The 17,440-nt window shown below is 44.8% G+C and carries 16 protein-coding genes; 1 reads left to right on the top strand and 15 read right to left on the bottom strand.

Annotated features, from left to right (window positions below; all coding sequences use genetic code 11):
• Position 1: 1 nt before the first annotated feature.
• The 4 genes from deoB to IRE19_RS04645 all read right to left on the bottom strand — a co-directional run bounded on the left by deoB (position 2) and on the right by IRE19_RS04645 (position 3,389).
• The gene (gene deoB / locus IRE19_RS04660; RefSeq protein ID WP_203339471.1) at positions 2-1,189 is read right to left on the bottom strand and encodes a phosphopentomutase; all 1,188 of its coding nucleotides are present in this window, start codon (positions 1,187-1,189) and stop codon (positions 2-4) included.
• A gap of 67 nt (positions 1,190-1,256) precedes the next feature.
• Complete coding sequence (gene xerD / locus IRE19_RS04655; protein WP_203339470.1) at positions 1,257-2,159, bottom strand: site-specific tyrosine recombinase XerD; 903 nt, start codon at positions 2,157-2,159, stop codon at positions 1,257-1,259.
• Positions 2,160-2,271: 112 nt separating this feature from the next.
• A complete protein-coding gene (gene fur, locus IRE19_RS04650; RefSeq protein WP_008430965.1) occupies positions 2,272-2,733 on the bottom strand; it encodes a ferric iron uptake transcriptional regulator in 462 nt (153 codons plus the stop codon).
• A gap of 104 nt (positions 2,734-2,837) precedes the next feature.
• The gene (locus IRE19_RS04645; RefSeq protein ID WP_203339469.1) at positions 2,838-3,389 is read right to left on the bottom strand and encodes an NUDIX domain-containing protein; all 552 of its coding nucleotides are present in this window, start codon (positions 3,387-3,389) and stop codon (positions 2,838-2,840) included.
• 79 nt (positions 3,390-3,468) lie between these two features.
• On the opposite strand from IRE19_RS04645, the gene IRE19_RS04640 reads away from it, so the two are divergent.
• A complete protein-coding gene (locus IRE19_RS04640) occupies positions 3,469-4,371 on the top strand; it encodes an aldo/keto reductase (protein WP_203339468.1) in 903 nt (300 codons plus the stop codon).
• Positions 4,372-4,435: 64 nt separating this feature from the next.
• Here the strand turns inward: IRE19_RS04640 and IRE19_RS04635 are convergent, their stop codons facing one another.
• From IRE19_RS04635 to IRE19_RS04585, 11 genes are all read right to left on the bottom strand, one after another.
• Entirely contained in the window at positions 4,436-5,134 is a 699-nt protein-coding gene (locus tag IRE19_RS04635) for a Crp/Fnr family transcriptional regulator (RefSeq protein ID WP_203339467.1), read from the bottom strand.
• A 59-nt stretch (positions 5,135-5,193) separates the two neighbouring features.
• Positions 5,194-6,207 carry a GTP 3',8-cyclase MoaA gene (moaA, locus tag IRE19_RS04630; RefSeq protein ID WP_203339466.1) on the bottom strand — a complete coding sequence of 338 codons (1,014 nt, stop codon included), beginning with the start codon at positions 6,205-6,207 and terminating at the stop codon, positions 5,194-5,196.
• A 57-nt stretch (positions 6,208-6,264) separates the two neighbouring features.
• Positions 6,265-7,794 carry a nitrate/nitrite transporter gene (locus IRE19_RS04625; protein WP_203339465.1) on the bottom strand — a complete coding sequence of 510 codons (1,530 nt, stop codon included), beginning with the start codon at positions 7,792-7,794 and terminating at the stop codon, positions 6,265-6,267.
• Between the two features lie 346 nt (positions 7,795-8,140).
• Positions 8,141-8,668 carry a hemerythrin domain-containing protein gene (locus IRE19_RS04620; protein WP_191714193.1) on the bottom strand — a complete coding sequence of 176 codons (528 nt, stop codon included), beginning with the start codon at positions 8,666-8,668 and terminating at the stop codon, positions 8,141-8,143.
• A gap of 25 nt (positions 8,669-8,693) precedes the next feature.
• Positions 8,694-9,341, bottom strand: coding sequence for a response regulator transcription factor (locus IRE19_RS04615; RefSeq protein ID WP_191714192.1), 648 nt, complete (start codon positions 9,339-9,341; stop codon positions 8,694-8,696).
• Positions 9,338-10,372, bottom strand: a complete 1,035-nt coding sequence (locus tag IRE19_RS04610; protein ID WP_191714508.1) for a sensor histidine kinase — start codon at positions 10,370-10,372, stop codon at positions 9,338-9,340. The genes IRE19_RS04615 and IRE19_RS04610 overlap by 4 nt, the downstream gene beginning before the upstream one ends.
• Positions 10,373-10,404: 32 nt before the next feature.
• The gene (locus tag IRE19_RS04605; RefSeq protein ID WP_191714191.1) at positions 10,405-10,863 is read right to left on the bottom strand and encodes a GAF domain-containing protein; all 459 of its coding nucleotides are present in this window, start codon (positions 10,861-10,863) and stop codon (positions 10,405-10,407) included.
• Positions 10,864-10,901: 38 nt separating this feature from the next.
• Positions 10,902-11,591, bottom strand: a complete 690-nt coding sequence (gene narI / locus IRE19_RS04600) for a respiratory nitrate reductase subunit gamma (RefSeq protein ID WP_191714190.1) — start codon at positions 11,589-11,591, stop codon at positions 10,902-10,904.
• A complete protein-coding gene (narJ, locus tag IRE19_RS04595) occupies positions 11,578-12,153 on the bottom strand; it encodes a nitrate reductase molybdenum cofactor assembly chaperone (RefSeq protein WP_203339464.1) in 576 nt (191 codons plus the stop codon). The genes narI and narJ overlap by 14 nt, the downstream gene beginning before the upstream one ends.
• Entirely contained in the window at positions 12,146-13,732 is a 1,587-nt protein-coding gene (gene narH, locus IRE19_RS04590; RefSeq protein ID WP_191714188.1) for a nitrate reductase subunit beta, read from the bottom strand. The genes narJ and narH overlap by 8 nt, the downstream gene beginning before the upstream one ends.
• Positions 13,722-17,396, bottom strand: a complete 3,675-nt coding sequence (locus IRE19_RS04585) for a nitrate reductase subunit alpha (RefSeq protein WP_203339463.1) — start codon at positions 17,394-17,396, stop codon at positions 13,722-13,724. The genes narH and IRE19_RS04585 overlap by 11 nt, the downstream gene beginning before the upstream one ends.
• Positions 17,397-17,440: the final 44 nt, after the last annotated feature.

Raw genomic sequence — 17,440 nt, 5'->3', positions numbered from 1 at the left:
ACTATCCGTTTAACCGGGCCAAAAAGCTTTTGCCAAATTTCGGCATTGCCACTGAAAAGTTTTCAGCGATCGTCGCGCCGATATCCGAAAATGTTTTGCCGGTTTCCAGCTGTTCGCCGCCTGTGAAGCGCGGAGAATAAGCCAATAACGGAACATATTCACGCGTATGATCTGTCCCTGGGAAGGTTGGATCGTTGCCGTGGTCGGCTGTAATAATCAATAAGTCGTCCTGCTGCATTTTTTCCAGCACTTCCGGTAAGCGGGCATCAAATGCCTCAAGCGCATCGCCATAACCTTGCGGATCTCTGCGATGGCCGTAAAGCGCATCGAAATCTACTAAGTTCAGGAAGCTCAATCCATTAAATTCTTCACCTACGACTTGCACAAGTTTATCCATGCCGTCCATATTGTCTTTCGTACGCAAAGCTTTCGTGACGCCTGCTCCGTTATAAATATCATCTATTTTTCCGATAGCGATCACGTCTTTGCCGCCATCTTTCAATTCGTTCATTACACTGCGTTCAAAAGGCGCCAACGCATAGTCATGACGATTCGATGTCCGTTTGAAAGCTCCAGGCTGTCCCAAGAATGGGCGTGCAATGACGCGGCCAACCAGGTATTCAGGTTCCAACGTCAGTTCGCGTGCAATTTCACAGATGCGATAAAGCTCTTCGAGTGGAATGATTTCTTCATGAGCTGCAATCTGCAAGACCGGATCAGCAGATGTATAAACAATGATTGCGCCTGTTTCCATATGCTGTTGGCCAAGCTCGTCCAGTATTTCGGTTCCGCTCGCCGGCTTGTTGCCGAGAACTTTCCGGCCTGTTTTTTCTTCCAGTTGTTGGATCAATTCTTCAGGAAAACCATCCGGATATACTTTAAAAGGTGTATCAATGTTCAAACCCATGATTTCCCAGTGGCCAGTCATGGTATCTTTGCCGACAGAAGCTTCCTGCAATTTACCATAATAAGCTGCCGGTGAGTCCGAAGATGCAAGCCCTTTCACGGGAACGATGTTTGCAAGACCCAGCTTCTCCATGTTCGGCATATTAAGTCCGCCTACCGCTTCCGCAATATGGCCTAATGTATCTGAACCTGTATCTCCAAAAGCTTCAGCGTCTGGCGCTTCGCCGATGCCCACTGAATCCAGCACTACTAAATGAACGCGTTTAAATGGTTTGATTGTCATATATGTTCCTCCTTATTTTCATTTAATTTTACCACACATCCGTCTCTCGTCGGAAGTCAGACCTCTTTTAAGCACGAGGATGAAATTGAGAATAGACATCCTTTAAACGGGTTTTGCTGACGTGTGTATAAATTTGTGTAGTCGAGATATCTGCATGTCCAAGCATTTCTTGGACGGCACGAATGTCTGCTCCGTTTTCCAATAAATGCGTCGCAAAAGAATGACGCAGCGTATGCGGCGTCAATTCTTTTTGGATTCCCGCTTTTTGGGCATGCTGCTTCAGCAGTTTCCAGAAGCCTTGGCGCGTCAGCCGTTTGCCGCGTTGATTGATGAACATGGCGTCTGTTTTTTCTCCACTCTTAAGCAACTCCATGCGTCCCACCTCTAAATATGTCTGGCATGATTTCAATGCGGATTTGCCTAAGGGAATGATTCGTTCTTTTCCGCCTTTACCAGTACATCGGACAAATCCCATTGTTAGATGGATGTCTTCTATATCCAAATTGATGCATTCACTGACACGCATTCCACTGGCATATAATAATTCCAGCATTGCCTGATCCCGCAACCCATTTGCTTTGTTGGTGGCGGGCGCCAGAATTAAAGCGTCCACTTCTTCAATTGACAGGATGTTCGGCAGCTTTTTGTCCATTTGAGGCATCTCAAGATGGACGGTCGGATCCGTTTCAACGATCCGTTCCCGAATCAGAAATTGATGGAATGACCGAATGGACGATATATGGCGTGCGACTGTCCGCGGAGTTTTGGTCGATTCTTTCAAATGGAGCAAATGATTTAAGATATGTACCCGTTCGACCTTGCTCAAGGATTCCAGCTGCTCCACTTCTTTTAAATACTGTAAATAAGCTTTTAAATCGCGTTCGTAAGACGATAATGTGTTGTCGGCAAGCTGTCTTTCAACACGGAGAAAATGCACATAATCGTCGAGTGCATCTTTGCCAAAGTTCATCTGTCTGCCTCCTTTATCTATTGCCCGGTAGGTAAATCCTAGTCTTCGTAGACATCTCACAGTTTTCCCATTCAAAAAGGACGGCCAGTATGGGCCGTCCTTTTGGCATCAGTTATTCTGATGGATTTTGAGAATTGCTGTCATTGCAGCGCCAGCAGATGCCATGAAAAGTAAGACGGTGGTCTTTAATTTGAAAATTCCAGCGTTTCTCTACTATATTCTCGACATCTTCCAATAGATCTTCCTGTATTTCATCGACTGCTCCACATTCCAAGCAGACAAGGTGATGATGAAAATGTGCTGCGCCTTCCTGACGCAAATCATAACGCGACACGCCGTCACCAAAATTTATTTTGTCGACAATTTTTAATTCCGTTAAAAGCTCCAACGTTCGGTAAACAGTTGCCAATCCAATCTCCGGTGCAATGTCTTTCACTAAAAGATAGACGTCTTCAGCACTCAGATGGTCTTCTTCATGGTCTAGCAAAACTCGAACTGTCGCTTCACGCTGTGGCGTCAATTTGTAACTCGCAGCGTGTAATTGCTTTTTAATCCGATCGATTCTGGTTTCCATGCGACGCCCTCCCTTAAACTGCCTCTATTATATCAAAAGGGAGTTCTCAATTACAACCATACTATCTGTAGTTTAATTAGAATCGTTACAAAGTGATAATTGTTTCAATTCTCAATTGATAATCGTTGCTTTGCCCACAGGACCGCAAATGCTGTTTTGGCATCATAAATTCGTTCGTCCAAAACCATTTGTTCTGCTTCTTCAATCGTTACTTCCATTAATTCCACAAATTCATCTTCGTCCAACACAGCGCCGTTTGTTGCTTTGCTTAAACCTTCTGCCGCAAACAAATGAACCACTTCGTCCGCAAATCCGGGAGATGTGGCAAAAGTTTGTATTTTAACCAATTTCTCTGCTGTGTACCCTGTTTCTTCTTCCAATTCACGCATTGCCGTATATTCAGGTGCCTCTCCCGGCTCCAGCTTTCCTGCAGGAATTTCCACCAAGGACCGTTCAAGCGCTTTACGGTATTGTTCCACTAAAACAATTTTGTTTTCGGGCGTAATAACGATGATTGCGACCGCTCCAGGATGCTCAATCAATTCACGTTTTGACGTATGGCCATTCGGAAGAGACACATCGTCAACTTTCAAGTTAATAATTTTCCCTTCATATATACGATTGGAAGAGATCGTCTTTTCTTCAAACTTTTTCATTGGAATCCTCTTTTCATTTGTTGTTTCTCTGAGGAAAAGTATACCATATAAGATACGACAGACTAAATGAGGTGCAGAAATGAAGAAACGTTTTTTGGGAAATAGCGGAATTGAGGTAAGTGAAATCGGCTTGGGCTGCATGTCCCTGCCAACAGAAAAAAAAGAAGCAGGCATCATTGTAGATGCCGCAATTGCCCATGGCATCAATTATTTCGACACGGCGGATTTGTATAACAAAGGCATCAATGAGGAGGTAGTTGGGCAATCTTTAAAGCGCCACCGAAAAGATATTGTCCTAGCCACTAAAGTGGGCAACCAATGGAATACGCATTCTGATGAGGTCAAGTGGAATCCGACAAAAGCGTATATCAAAGAACAGATTCACGCGAGTTTAAAACGCCTGCAGACAGATTACATCGACTTGTATCAATTGCATGGCGGCATGATCACGGATGATTCCGAAGAAACCATTGAGGCTTTTGAAGAATTAAAAGAAGAAGGGCTCATTCGTGCGTATGGCATTTCCTCCATCCGGCCTAACGTCATCAAACGCTTTCTCGAAAAAAGTAATATTTCTTCAATCATGATGCAATACAGCCTACTGGACCGCCGGCCGGAAGAACTTCTCGACAGCATTGGACAAGCTGGAAAATCAGTCGTTACACGCGGGTCGCTTGCGAAAGGTCTATTGACTGGTGAAGGACTTCAGCGTGCAGAAAAAATGGGCAGCTATATGGGGTATGCGGCAGAGGAATTGAAAACCACTCTTCAGAAATTATCGGCAGTCCATGACAACCTGCATGCCTTGGCATTACAGAGCGTATTGCAGCACGACACGGTCAGTTCTGTCGTCGCTGGAGCCAGTTCAGCCGATCAGCTCAAAACGACTATCCAAGCATACAAAACACCGGTTTCCACCGAGCAAATCACAGAGGCTAAAACACTGACTCGCCAAGATCTCTATCAGGATCATCGAGAATAAGCTAAACCTAACAAAAAAAACCAGCAGCAATCCGTTGTTAACCGACGGGATTGCTGCTGGTTTTCTATTTATAAAGCGACAAGTTTTCCATATCCACGATCCGGATGGCCCGTTGGTCGAATTGCTGGATCCATCCTTCATCTTCAAACTTGGCCAATTTCCGGCTGATCGTTTCCGGCGTAGTTCCGAGATAAGAAGCAAGATCTTTTCGCGACATCGGCAATCGGATCTCTTTGCTTTGGCTGGATTCAGCTTGCTGGATCAAATACAACGCAACTCTCGTCTCCGTATCTTCTGTTGTAAAACTGATCACTTGATGTTCTGCCTGATCCAGTCTCAATGAAAATTCCTTGATGATTTTCAAAGATATTTGCGGATATTTCAAAAACAAGTCGTTTATGTCTCCACTGCTGATCATACACAATTCTGTAGCTTCCATCGCTTCTGCATAAGAATCGTGGACATTGTCTGTAAAAAGAGCTAGTTCTCCTGTGAAATCACCCGGCTGCAAAATCCGGATCACCTGTTCTTTGCCACTTTCAGTCAAACGGTATACTTTCAATTTTCCTTTATGGATAATGTACAAGGAATTGGATTTTTCGCCAGCCCTGTAGAGAATTTCGCCTTTTGGCAACTTTCGCCCTTTGGTCGTAGCAGCGACTTCTTTCAGTTCGGCTTGTTCAAGATGGTTAAAAATTGGAACGATGGATACACATAGATGCTCATGTGGCGAAGATGGTTGCTTTAACCCATTGCTCTCCATACTTTCCCTCCTGTATTGATCCATATATTTAAATCTCTCCTTTAACTATACCCGAAAGATCAACCGCCTATATAAGACATGCCGATTTTCTTCCGGCTTTTGGCACTTTCTTCAGTCCGTTCATCGGAATAACGATCTCTTCTCCCGCTCCAAACTGCACCGATTGCATCAAGTAGCTGTAGATCATCCCAATCATCCCGTAGAAGTTTGCGGATATCGAATCCTTCCGTAGCGAAAAGGCACGTGTAGAATTTACCATCTGACGATAATCTGGACCTTGTACACGAAGAACAGAACGATTCTGAAACGGAAGTAATAAAACCAACTTGGGCTTCGCTGCCTTCATAACGGTACCGTTTAGCCACTTCCCCAAAATAATCTTCGTCGACAGCCGTTAATGTATAAACCGATTCGAGCTTCCGGAGGATTTCCTGTTTGGTTACGACTTTTTCAAAGCTCCAATTATTGTCATTTCCGACATCCATAAACTCAATAAAACGCAATGTGATTTCCCGTTCCTTGAAATATGCCGCCATAGGAAGGATTTCAGAATCATTGACATTTTTTTGGACCACCATATTCACTTTGATTTCAAATCCAAGAGCTTTTGCGTAGTCTATTTGTTCCAAAATATTTTCTGAGCTGACCCCTCGACCGTTCAAGCTTCCGAATAATTCCGGATCCAGTGCGTCGAGGCTGATGTTCAGCCTTCTGAGTCCCGCATCGTACAAAGCCTGGCCATGCCGTTTAAGCAGCAAGCCATTAGTGGTCAATCCGACATCTTCTACTCCTTCAACTGAAAAGATCATTTTGATCAATTCCGGCAACCCCCTGCGCAATAAAGGTTCTCCGCCCGTTAATCGGATTTTTTTAACCCCCATCGACACAAATAATCTGGTAAGCCTTTGGATTTCCTCAAAAGTCAGCAATTCCTGTTTAGGCAAAAATGCATAGTCGTCACCGAACACCTCTTTTGGCATGCAGTAAGAACACCGGAAGTTGCAGCGGTCTGTAACAGAAATGCGCAAATCCCTCATTGGACGCCCCAGTTGATCGGTCAATGGTTCCATCATCTTATCCACCTTTCTTAAACACTTCATTCGTATAAAAGAGATTTTTTGGTCTCTTGTTCATGTAGTCATCACTGGAATGGTGCCGGTTTTTTTCTTGTATTCAGAAGTGATATCAGTGAATGTACCGACATATCGGACGACTTCACCCGTATCATCCTTTACTGCACTGATATTCAACCATTGAAGGTACTCCTCGCCATTTTTGCGGCGGTTCCAAATTTCGCCTTGCCACATTCCCTTCTGCTCAATTTCCTGCCACATTTCTTTATAGAAGTCTTTTGGCTGTCTGTCGGATTTCATGATGTTTGGGTTTTGGCCGATGACATCCGATTCTTCAAAGCCGGTCAATTTAGTGAAAGCCGGATTCACCGTTTTTATTTTTCCGGAAATGTCTGTCACCAAAATGCCTTGTCCGGTTGACTTGAAAACTTCGGCCGCCAGCTGCAGACGGTCCTGGTAGTACATCCAGACAACCAGCACGAGACTCGCCAATGCTACTTGGGAGAGGAGCATGAATCCGATTGAATATTGGCCCGTAACTGAAAAGATAATCGACAGCATAATCGGTGGGAAAAATCCACCGAGGCCACCCATCATGGATACGATTCCGTTTGCAATACCGGCCTGCTTATTGAAGTAAAACGGCACTAGTTTAAAGATTACGCCGTTGCCAATACCCGCACTTACTGCAATAGCCAGCGTACCGACTGTGTAAATTCCGATTGTTGGAGAAAAAGCCAACACGATCGCAGCGATGGTATAGATGAAGAACGTCCCCATCAACAGCAGCAAAGGCTGCAGTTTATCGGCAAGCCATCCGCCTACCGGCCGAAGAAAAGTCGCAAGTGCGATAAAGCCGGCAGTCCGCATGCCCGCGTCCACTTTTTCCAGTCCGAAATTGCTGACAAGGAAGTTGGGCAGATAAATCGTAAATGCTACAAAAGAGCCGAATGTGATGAAATAGAACAAGGAAAAGAACCAAATTTTTTCATTTTTATAAACACCCTTAATCTGCTCAATAATAGGGGTTTTCACTTTCGGTTCATGGCGGTCACCAAAGAAGAAATTCAATGCTGCAAAAATCAGCAACAGGATCAGGTAGATCTTGACAGTGTTTGACCAGCCAATCTGTGTGGCAATCAGTGGAGCAGAAAATGTAGTGACGGCTGTACCGATGTTACCGGCACCATAAATTCCGTTGACGAGTCCGTGTTTCTCCTTCGGATAGTATTTCGGAAGCGAGGTTACCCCTACTGAAAAGACTGCTCCGCCGATTCCCAGGAATAATCCACTGATGATGAGGTCTGTAAAACTGGAGGCTTCACTTAAGTAAAAGACCGGAAACAAAAGCAGGATAAAACTTACTAGAAAAATAATTCGCGCTCCAAAGACATTGGCGTAATAGCCAAGTGGAATCCGCAGAATTGAGCCCAGAACAACCGGCACAGCCGTTACGATAGCCAGTCTTTCTGGAGCTATGGTTATATCTTCGCTGATAAATGGAATCAGGGAAGATATAATCACCCACACCATAAAACCGACCACGAGATTCATTGTTTGAAGGGGCAATTGCAGTTTCTTGATCATCAAAATCACCTTTTCCACTGAATTTTCTGTACGATTTTTTCATATTGATTCCCTGCCTTCATTGTATCCCGAGAGTACCTGCATTTTAATAAGGGAGAGCCCTTCTACTGGGAGGGGAAACCCTTAAATTAAGAAAAGCGCAAGCGCCCGTTTAGTCCCGACCAGCGCTGGAGGAAATGCCGGTAATGGCGTTTCTTGCCATTGTCGGTATTGCCGAAGCGACTCGAGGGACTGGGCGCTGGAGTCTGAAAAAATAAGAAAAGCGCAAGCGCCTAATCTCTTGACCAATAAAAAAAGGCTGTCCCAAAATCATTTTTTATGATTTTGGGACAGCCCCTCAAGCTTTTCAGGTGATAAGGGTATTCAGTTTTTTGTATAATTCATCCTGATCGGCTGCTTTCATGGCTTTTTCAGCCATCGGAAACAGCACGGTTTCCTCTTTCATGAAATGGACCGTCAAGACTTCAAATGCCTCTGCCGCATCCTGAGCGACTGTCTTCATCTGTTCCAATGTCAATAAGTCGATATTGTCACGGGTATGGTGAAAGAAATGACCGATATACGCATCGATCTCCTGATGCTCGTCTTGAATACCGACGAGCGGGCCCTGCTCGAATCCGATATAATTTCCTAATGCGGGAAAAAAGAATTCTTCTTCTTTGTCCGTATGATTTTTAAAAGGCTCAATAAACTCAAAAAGTTTTTGGCGTAAAATCTTCATGTTTTCACGGCCAGCTTCCAGGCTAAGCCCTTCATCTTCAAAAGACAGGACCAGCGCATGCCATTCATTCATTAAGAACGTTAAATAAGCATGTTCATTTTCCAATAGCCTCATACCAGGTTCCTTAAAACGAAGCTCTGATTTTTCTGTCATCAAAAGACCAACTCCCAGCTTTTCGTCAAAAATTCAATAGTTTTTTCTTTAATACGTATTCCACTAATTCAGGCCTGCTCTTCAACTGGAGCTTTTCCATAATTTTTGCTTTATGGGCTTCGACCGTTTTTACAGAAATGAAGAGCTTTTGGGCAATTTCCTTATTGCCATAACCCTTCGCAACCAATGGCAGAACTTCGATCTCCCTTTTGGACAATAATTCAAAAGGATCCGATTCTTTTACTTTGTGGTCTTTATTGACTAATTCGCGTACCAATGAAGTAGCCATTTTGGGATGGATGTAGGTTCCACCATTGTAGATGACGCGAATGGCCTGAAGCAATTCTTCATCCGGCGCACTTTTCAACATATAACCCGAAGCGCCATTTTTTAATACATGAAACAAATACTCTTCATCATCATGCATCGTCAGCACAAGAATCTTGGTTTCAGGAAAATCTTCCTTGATCTTCCCTGTCGCCACTAATCCGCTCTCGCCAGGCGGCATGCTCAAATCCAGCAGCAGCACATCCGGCTGATGCTTGGCTACCATCTGGTAAGCTTCAATTCCATCAGCTGCCATGGCGATCACTTCCATATCCTCTTGGAAATTGAGGATCATTGAAAACCCACTGCGCACAATCGCGTGGTCATCCGCTATGACTATCTTCATTTCGCCACCTCCCGCTTTTCGTCTAAAGGCACACGCAAATGCACGGTCGTTCCTTTACCGACTTCAGAATCGATGGTTACATTTCCCGATACCAATTCAGCTCGTTCGTTCATGCCATAAAGGCCAAGCCCTGTGCCCATCGGATGGTCTCCAACGATAAAACCTGCACCTTTGTCTTTTACGCTCAACTGCAAGCTATCCCCTTCTTCGAATAAATGAACTTGGATAGTCTCCACTTGCGCATATTTTATCGCATTCAAAACAGCTTCCTGGCAGATCCGATACAATACGGTTTCGACTTCATTTTCATAACGGGTCTTTTTGACTGTCGACTTAAAATCAATGGTTAAACCGAAACTTTCCTCCACCCGTTTAAAGTGGGAACGGAAAGCCGCCTCCAGCCCAAAGTCATCAAGCGCTGAGGGACGCAGTTCTACAGACAGATTACGGATATCGTCCATCAACCGGATTAATGTTGACGTACTTTCATTGGTTTTCTTCAAGACTTCTGTGTCATCTGTCATGTATTTAAGTGCACGCAAATCCACGACCGCACTTAAAAGTTCTTGCGCAACGCTGTCATGCAGCTCTCTTGAAATCCGCTTGCGTTCATTTTCCTGGGCTTTAATGACATTTTTCATCATTTTGTTTTGCTGCAGTTTGTTTTGCGTTTCAAATTGCATCGACAAATCCCTTAAGATGAAGACCCTCGTGCCTTTTTCCGCATCGATAACATGGAAGGTTGCTGCGTACGGAACAATGCCTTTTCCGACTGTTTCCAAAAAAACCTGAAAAGAGGTGAAGTCCTCATGATTGGAACTTGTGAAATAACAGTCTTTGCAGGTTGTCAGATCGCTTTCGCTGGTATACCCTCTGCAGACATTGCATAAGGCGTTTTCGGCTCCTTTTTTCAGCTGTTCCAGCACATGGTCATCCATTATATTTTCTGCTGCCGGGTTCATTGAAATGGTACTGCCTTCGCTCGTAAAAAAGAAAATTGCTTCTGTGCTGTTTTCGTACATCTTCAGCATGAGATCAATCAATTGATCTTTTTTCCCCGAAATCAATTCCACATCAATTCCTTCCCGTCCAGCGTTCCTATGTCGGATTTAGACATGCTGATCAGCATCTGCAATCTTTCCGGTGTCATCAAATGGGGTTCTCTAAAGCCGCCCAACAGCACCCCTACCACTCTTCCGCTATGCCATAACGGAGCAGCGCCAATACTCTTTAGGTTTTCAAGTTTTAAAATAGGATAGTTGAATAAATCTTCCTTTGCTGCAAATTTTTCCACATCAGCCACCAGAATAGGTTTGCCATTCTTAAAAACGCCTCCCGCTATTCCTTTGCCTGATTGCAGCACTACTTTTTTTATGCGTTCACTTATGTTGCCTGAAATGTATTGCCATTTTAATACATGCAAGTTTTCCGCCGGTTCGACTAAAGCAAGCGCAATAATATCACAACCAAGAGCTTCCCGGATTTTTTCAATTTGCAATTGATATTCTTCTGTATAATCCATGCTTTTGTCTCCTATTAAACTAAAAAGAGAACATCTCTTTAATTTGTTGGTTTATGTCTCCTGTACAGGATATAACTTCTGCCTACATAATTCAACGGTACACTCCAAACATGCACAAGACGGGTAAACGGCCAAAAAGCAAATATGGCAAAGCCTGTTAAAACATGAATTTTAAACGACCAAGGCACGTCTGCCATGATAGCCGGATTTGCTCTAAACAAGAACAAATCCCTGAACCAGACTGAAATCGTCATGCGATAATCGAAGTCGGGCTGCACTACATTCGTGACCAACGTGGCATACATTCCGACGAACACAATGAACAAAAGCAGTGAGTTTACTGCAAGATCAGAAAAAGAACTTAATTTGCGGACACTGGACAGCGAAAAGCGTCGAAAAGTGAGAATAATCATGCCGATCAACGTCATGAAACCAAAAATCCCACCGATATAGATAGCACCGATATGATACAAATGATCATTGACGCCAATAGCATTCATCCAGGCAATCGGAATTGCCAACCCTCCGATATGGCCAAAAATGACAGGAATAATGCCAAGGTGAAACATCAAGCTGCCAATCATTAATTGTTTTTTTTCAATAAATTCACTGGATTTGGCTGTCCAATGAAATTTATCAACTCGGTAGCGATAGATGTGCCCAAAAACGAAGATGGCCATGCAGAGGTAAGGAAAGACCACCCAAATTAATCTATCAAGCGTTTCCATCGACAGGCACCTCCTGCTCGATACAGACTTTAAACGTTTCACGCAATCCTTTGACAAGATGGAAATAGGGGCTGTCTTTTTTCTCAAGTGATTTCAACAGATGATAGGTTCCATCCTCCAAAACGGCAATCAGCATCTGGAAACTCTGAGGCGCCCGTGGATCCCCCAGCCACTCAGCTGCATAAAGAAATTCGCAAATGAGTGGCAGGAAATCGGATAATTCCGAATCCGGCATTTCAAGACCGAACATTTCATACGAGACTTTCAGTTTAGCAAGCATCTGGCCCCGTTCTTTGGCATCTTCAAACTTGAAATACGTCATGAACAGCGTGCTGTCTTTGTCAAAATCAAAAATATCGGTATACATTTCCTGGATTTCATCCAAGCTCAATTCATGCATCAGTTCCCAATATTGCTGAACATACTTATACGCCGGATGATCCGCATCGAATGATTCCTCAATCAACGATGGATGAAAATCAAGCTTCTGCGGATAGGTCAAGTGATGGGCAAAAAAACCGAATGACGATTTATAACGATATAGTTTCTCTAAATTAATCACGCCATATACCTCCGTAGAAGTTTTCTTCATAAATTTCTTTACCGGTTTTCGTAGCTGTTCCAGTTGGGCTTGGCGTTGCCGGGCCACAACTGTCACAGGATCCACCGGAGTCAGTTCCCCATCCTCCCATGCCTTCTGTATCAAACCCTTCCATCCCCTGCGCACGGTACGGATTGACACGTCCTTCTCTATGCGTACTTGGAATGACGAAACGATCCTCATATTTGGCGATTGCCAGAAGGCGGTACATTTTCTCAGTCTGATGGGCTGTCATGCCGATCCGTTCCAGGCGGCTTTCATCGAATTCCTTGCCAGTTGTCTTGGCACGCATATACGAGCGCATCATTGCCATGCGCTGCAGCGATTTCTTAACTGTTTCCGTATCGCCGGCCGTCAGCATATTCGCCAAATACTGAATCGGGGTCCGCATTTCTTCGATTGCCGGGAAAATCATATCCGGATTTTTAATAGAATCTTTGCCTTCAAAATAGTTCATGATTGGACTAAGCGGCGGCACATACCAAACCATCGGCAAAGTCCGGTACTCCGGATGTAACGGGAAAGCGAGTTGATGTTCAATCGCCAGTTTGTAAACCGGCGAGTTCTGCGCTGCTTCTATCCAGTCTTCTGATATGCCATCTTTTCTGGCCATCGCAATCATTTCAGGATCAAACGGGTCAATAAATAAGTCACATTGCGCTTTGTATAAATCTTTTTCGTCTGGTGTGGAAGCCACTTCCAGCACGCGATCTGCATCATACAAAAGCACCCCTAAATAACGGATGCGGCCCGTACAGGTTTCTGAGCAAACGGTTGGCAGCCCCGCTTCGATCCGCGGAAAGCAGAATGTGCATTTCTCGGCTTTATTGGTTTGCCAGTTAAAGTAAACTTTTTTGTAAGGGCAGCCTGTCATACAATAGCGCCAGCCTCGGCAAGCTTCCTGGTCGACCAGGACGATACCATCTTCTTCGCGTTTGTAAATCGCGCCAGAGGGACATGATGCTACACAGCTCGGATTCAGGCAGTGTTCACAAAGTCTTGGTAAATACACCATAAACGCTTTATCGAAATTGAATTTGATTTCTTCTTCGATTTTTTGGATATTCGGATCCAACGGTCCCGTAATATGCGCTCCTGCCAGATCATCTTCCCAGTTCGGACCCCATTCAAGGTCCATCTTCTTCCCAGTGATGGCTGAATGTGCACGTGCAACCGGTGAGTGTTCCAATTCTCCAGCGTTGGTCAAATGCTCATAATTATATGTCCAAGGCTCATAATAATCCTTCATTTCCGGCATATCCGGGTTGTAAAAGATTTTCCCCAACGCGACTTTTGATAATTTATTCCCTGACTTCAATTCCAGTTTCCCTTTGCGGAGCTGCCAGCCGCCTTTATAAAGTTCCTGATCTTCCCAGCGCTTCGGATACCCGATGCCAGGTTTTGTTTCCACGTTGTTGAACCACATATACTCTGCACCTTTACGGTTGGTCCACGTGGTCTTACACGTGACACTGCAGGTATGGCAACCGATACATTTATCCAAATTCATCACCATCGCTACTTGCGCTTTAATCTTCAAGCCAGTCAACCTCCTTCATTTTCCGAACTGCCACGTATTCATCGCGCTGATTACCGATAGGGCCGTAGTAATTGAAGCCGTAACTGAGCTGAGCATATCCGCCGACCATTTGAGTCGGTTTGAGGTGAATGCGGGTCGGCGCGTTATGGCTGCCGCCACGGGTATCCGTAATTTCAGAACCAGGCACTTGAATGTGTTTGTCTTGAGCGTGGTACATGAACATCGTACCCCTCGGCATCCGGTGGCTGACGACAGCGCGCGCTGTGACAACGCCGTTTCGGTTATACACTTCGAGCCATGCATTATCGTCGATATCGTGTGCTTTTGCATCTTCGTTGTTGATCCAGACAGTCGGACCGCCGCGGAATAGCGTCAGCATATGCTGATTATCCTGATAGGTGGAGTGGATATTCCATTTGCCGTGAGGCGTCAAATAACGCAGCACCAGCGAATCAACGCCGCCTCTTATCTTTTTATCATTCTTGCCGAATACCATCGGCGGTAATGTCGGTTTATAGATTGGCAAAGCTTCGCCGAACTGCTGGAAAATTTCATGGTCGATATAGAAATGCTGTCGGCCTGTCAATGTCCGGAATGGCACTAAACGCTCAATATTTGTTGTGAATGGAGAATACCGTCGCCCCATTTTATTGGATCCACTGAACACCGGCGTCGGAATAACTTCACGCGGTTGGACAGTGATACTTTGGAACGTGATTTTTTCTGCTGCGCGGTCTGCTGAAATATCCTTCAACTCTACGCCTGTATCTTTTTCTGCTTCAATATATGCTTTTTGTGAAACACGTCCGTTTGTTGCCGATGAAAGGTTCAGCATGGCATCCGCCACTTGTCGAGCCGTTTGGATTTTTGGCAAACCATTTTTGATGGTTTCATCAAAGAACGTACCGTTGATGTGCTTCAATTCCTCATACTCATCCGCTACAGAGAAGCTGACACCATGCGCACCGGTTTTGCCGACAGCTAAATTAGGTCCCAAGGTAATGTATTTGTCATGTATTTTGGTGTAATCCCGCTCTACAATACTGAAATTCGGCATTGTTTTGCCAGGAATTGCTTCGATTTCCCCTTTAGTCCAATCTTTAACGACACCCATCGGCTGTGAAATTTCACTTTTTGTATCATGTGCAAGAGGGGTGATGACCACATCTTTATAGACGCCAGGCAAATGTGTTTTCGCCATCTCTGAGAATCTTTCAGCTAATTTAGCGTAGATATCCCAATCAGAACGGGATTCCCACAGGGGGTTGACTGCCGGATTAAATGGATGTACAAAAGGATGCATATCAGTTGAAGACAGATCGGTCTTTTCGTACCAAGTCGCTGCAGGCAAGACAATATCTGCGTATAGAGGAGTCGAAGTCATCCGGAAATCAAGTGCAACCATAAGATCCAGTTTGCCTTCAACATCTTCCCTCCAAACGATTTCTTCTGGTTTTTCATCGACGTTCGGTTCAGCCAACAAGCCATCTTTGGCACCTAACAGATGCTTCATAAAGTATTCCTGGCCTTTAGCAGAACTCGAAATTAAGTTGGAACGCCAGATGAACAGTGTTCTCGGAAAGTTCTCCGGTGCACCTGGATCTTCCACCGCAAATTTCGTTTTACGGGAAATAACTTCTTCCACTGCGTAATCGATAATCTCTTTATTGGTCTTTGCACCTTTTTCAGCAGCTTCTTCTGCAAACAGCAAGCTATTTTTATTGAATTGTGGATATGAAGGAAGCCATCCTAATCGTGCTGCCAGCACATTATAGTCAGCCGGGTGCTGATAGGCGACATCTTCTGCCAGAGGGGACGTCAACACATCTACGCCACTTTCCTCATATCTCCATTGTTCTGTTGCAAAATAGAAGAAGGAAGTTGCATTCTGCAGTCTTGCAGGGCCTTGCCAATCTTTCGCGAAAGCCACAGTCGACCATCCTTCAATCGGACGGCATTTTTCCTGTCCGACATAATGCGCCCATCCACCACCATTGACGCCCTGGGAAGCTGTCAGAATGACCAGGTTCAAAATTGCGCGGTAAATCGTGTCGCTGTTAAACCAATGGTTGATGCCAGCGCCCATGATGATCATCGAGCGTCCGCCTGTATCGATCGAGTTTTGTGCAAATTCACGTGCAATCTGCGTAACGATTGATGCTTTGACGGATGTCACTTTTTCCTGCCATGCAGGAGTATAAAATGAGGTTTCATCGTCGTAGCCTTTTGCATTATATTCACTTTCCGTACGAATAATTCCGTATTGGCTCATCATCAGATCATAAACAGTTGCCGCGTAGCGTTCTGTACCATCTGCCAATATTACTTTTCTTGCAGGAATAACCCGCTTGAAGACGCCATTTCCCTGATTATCGAAATACGGGAAGACGATTTCCTTCCATTCTTCCTGGTGGCCAACAACACTCATAGCCGGGTCCACTTTGGAGCCATCTTCATTTTCGAGAATCAGGTTCCATTTTTTCTCTTCTTCCCACCGCTGCCCCATCGTGCCATTCGGCACCATCAATTTATCCGCAGCTTCGTCGAAAATGACCGGTTTCCATTCTGCATGCTCTGATGTATCTCCCAAATCGCTGGCGCGCAAGAATCGTCCACCTTTTAATGTATCTTCATGCGGATCCAATAAAATCATAAATGGCATATCCGTATATTGTTTCGCATAATTGATGAACATCGGCTCTTGGCGCTTTTGATAGAATTCATCCAGAATAACGTGCGTCATGGCTTGAGCTAGTGCTGCATCCGTTCCAGGGTGAGGAGCCAGCCAATTATCGGCGAATTTAACATTCTCTGCATAATCAGGAGCTACCGATACCACTTTTGTTCCTTTATAGCGGACTTCTGTCATGAAATGCGCATCCGGTGTTCTGGTCATTGGAACATTCGATCCCCACATCATCAAATACCCGGCGTTATACCAATCCGATGACTCCGGTACATCTGTCTGTTCTCCCCATATTTGTGGAGATGCAGGTGGGAGATCCGCATACCAATCATAAAAACTAAGCATTTCACCACCAAGAAGTGAAATAAATCTTGCTCCTGAAGCGTAGCTGACCATCGACATCGCTGGAATTGGCGTAAAGCCAGCCACGCGGTCTGGTCCGTATTTCTGTATGGTGTAGATCAATTGTGCTGCGATCAATTCCAAAGCATCTTCCCAATTGACGCGGATGTGTCCGCCTTTTCCACGGGCAGATTTATAGAACATCGCTTTCTCAGGATCTTCTACAATACTTGCCCATGCATCCACCGGGTTCGGGTGGCTGGCTCGCGCCACTTTCCAAAGACGCCAAAGTTTACCGCGCATATAAGGGTATTTCACTCGCAGCGGACTGTATTCATACCAGGAAAATGTAGCACCCCTTGGACAGCCGCGCGGTTCAAATTCAGGCATATCAGGTCCGCAGGAAGGATAATCGATCTGCTGATTTTCCCACGTGATGATTCCATTCTTCACGAATACTTTCCAACTGCATGATCCTGTACAGTTTACTCCGTGTGTGGTGCGGACTACTTTATCGTGCGACCATCTTTGGCGGTACATATTTTCCCAATCCCGGCTTTTTTCCTCCAGGATGGACCAACTGCCCGAATAACTTTCGACTGGTTTAAAGAAATTCAATCCAAATTTTTTCTTCATCGCGTATACCCACTCCTTCTCATGAATGAAAACTATTGAAGGGA

It is taken from the genome of Planococcus beijingensis (assembly GCF_016820615.1).
GTDB classification, from domain to species: Bacteria; Bacillota; Bacilli; order Bacillales_A; family Planococcaceae; genus Planococcus; species Planococcus notacanthi.
This window is presented reverse-complemented; position numbering and strand designations above follow the sequence as displayed.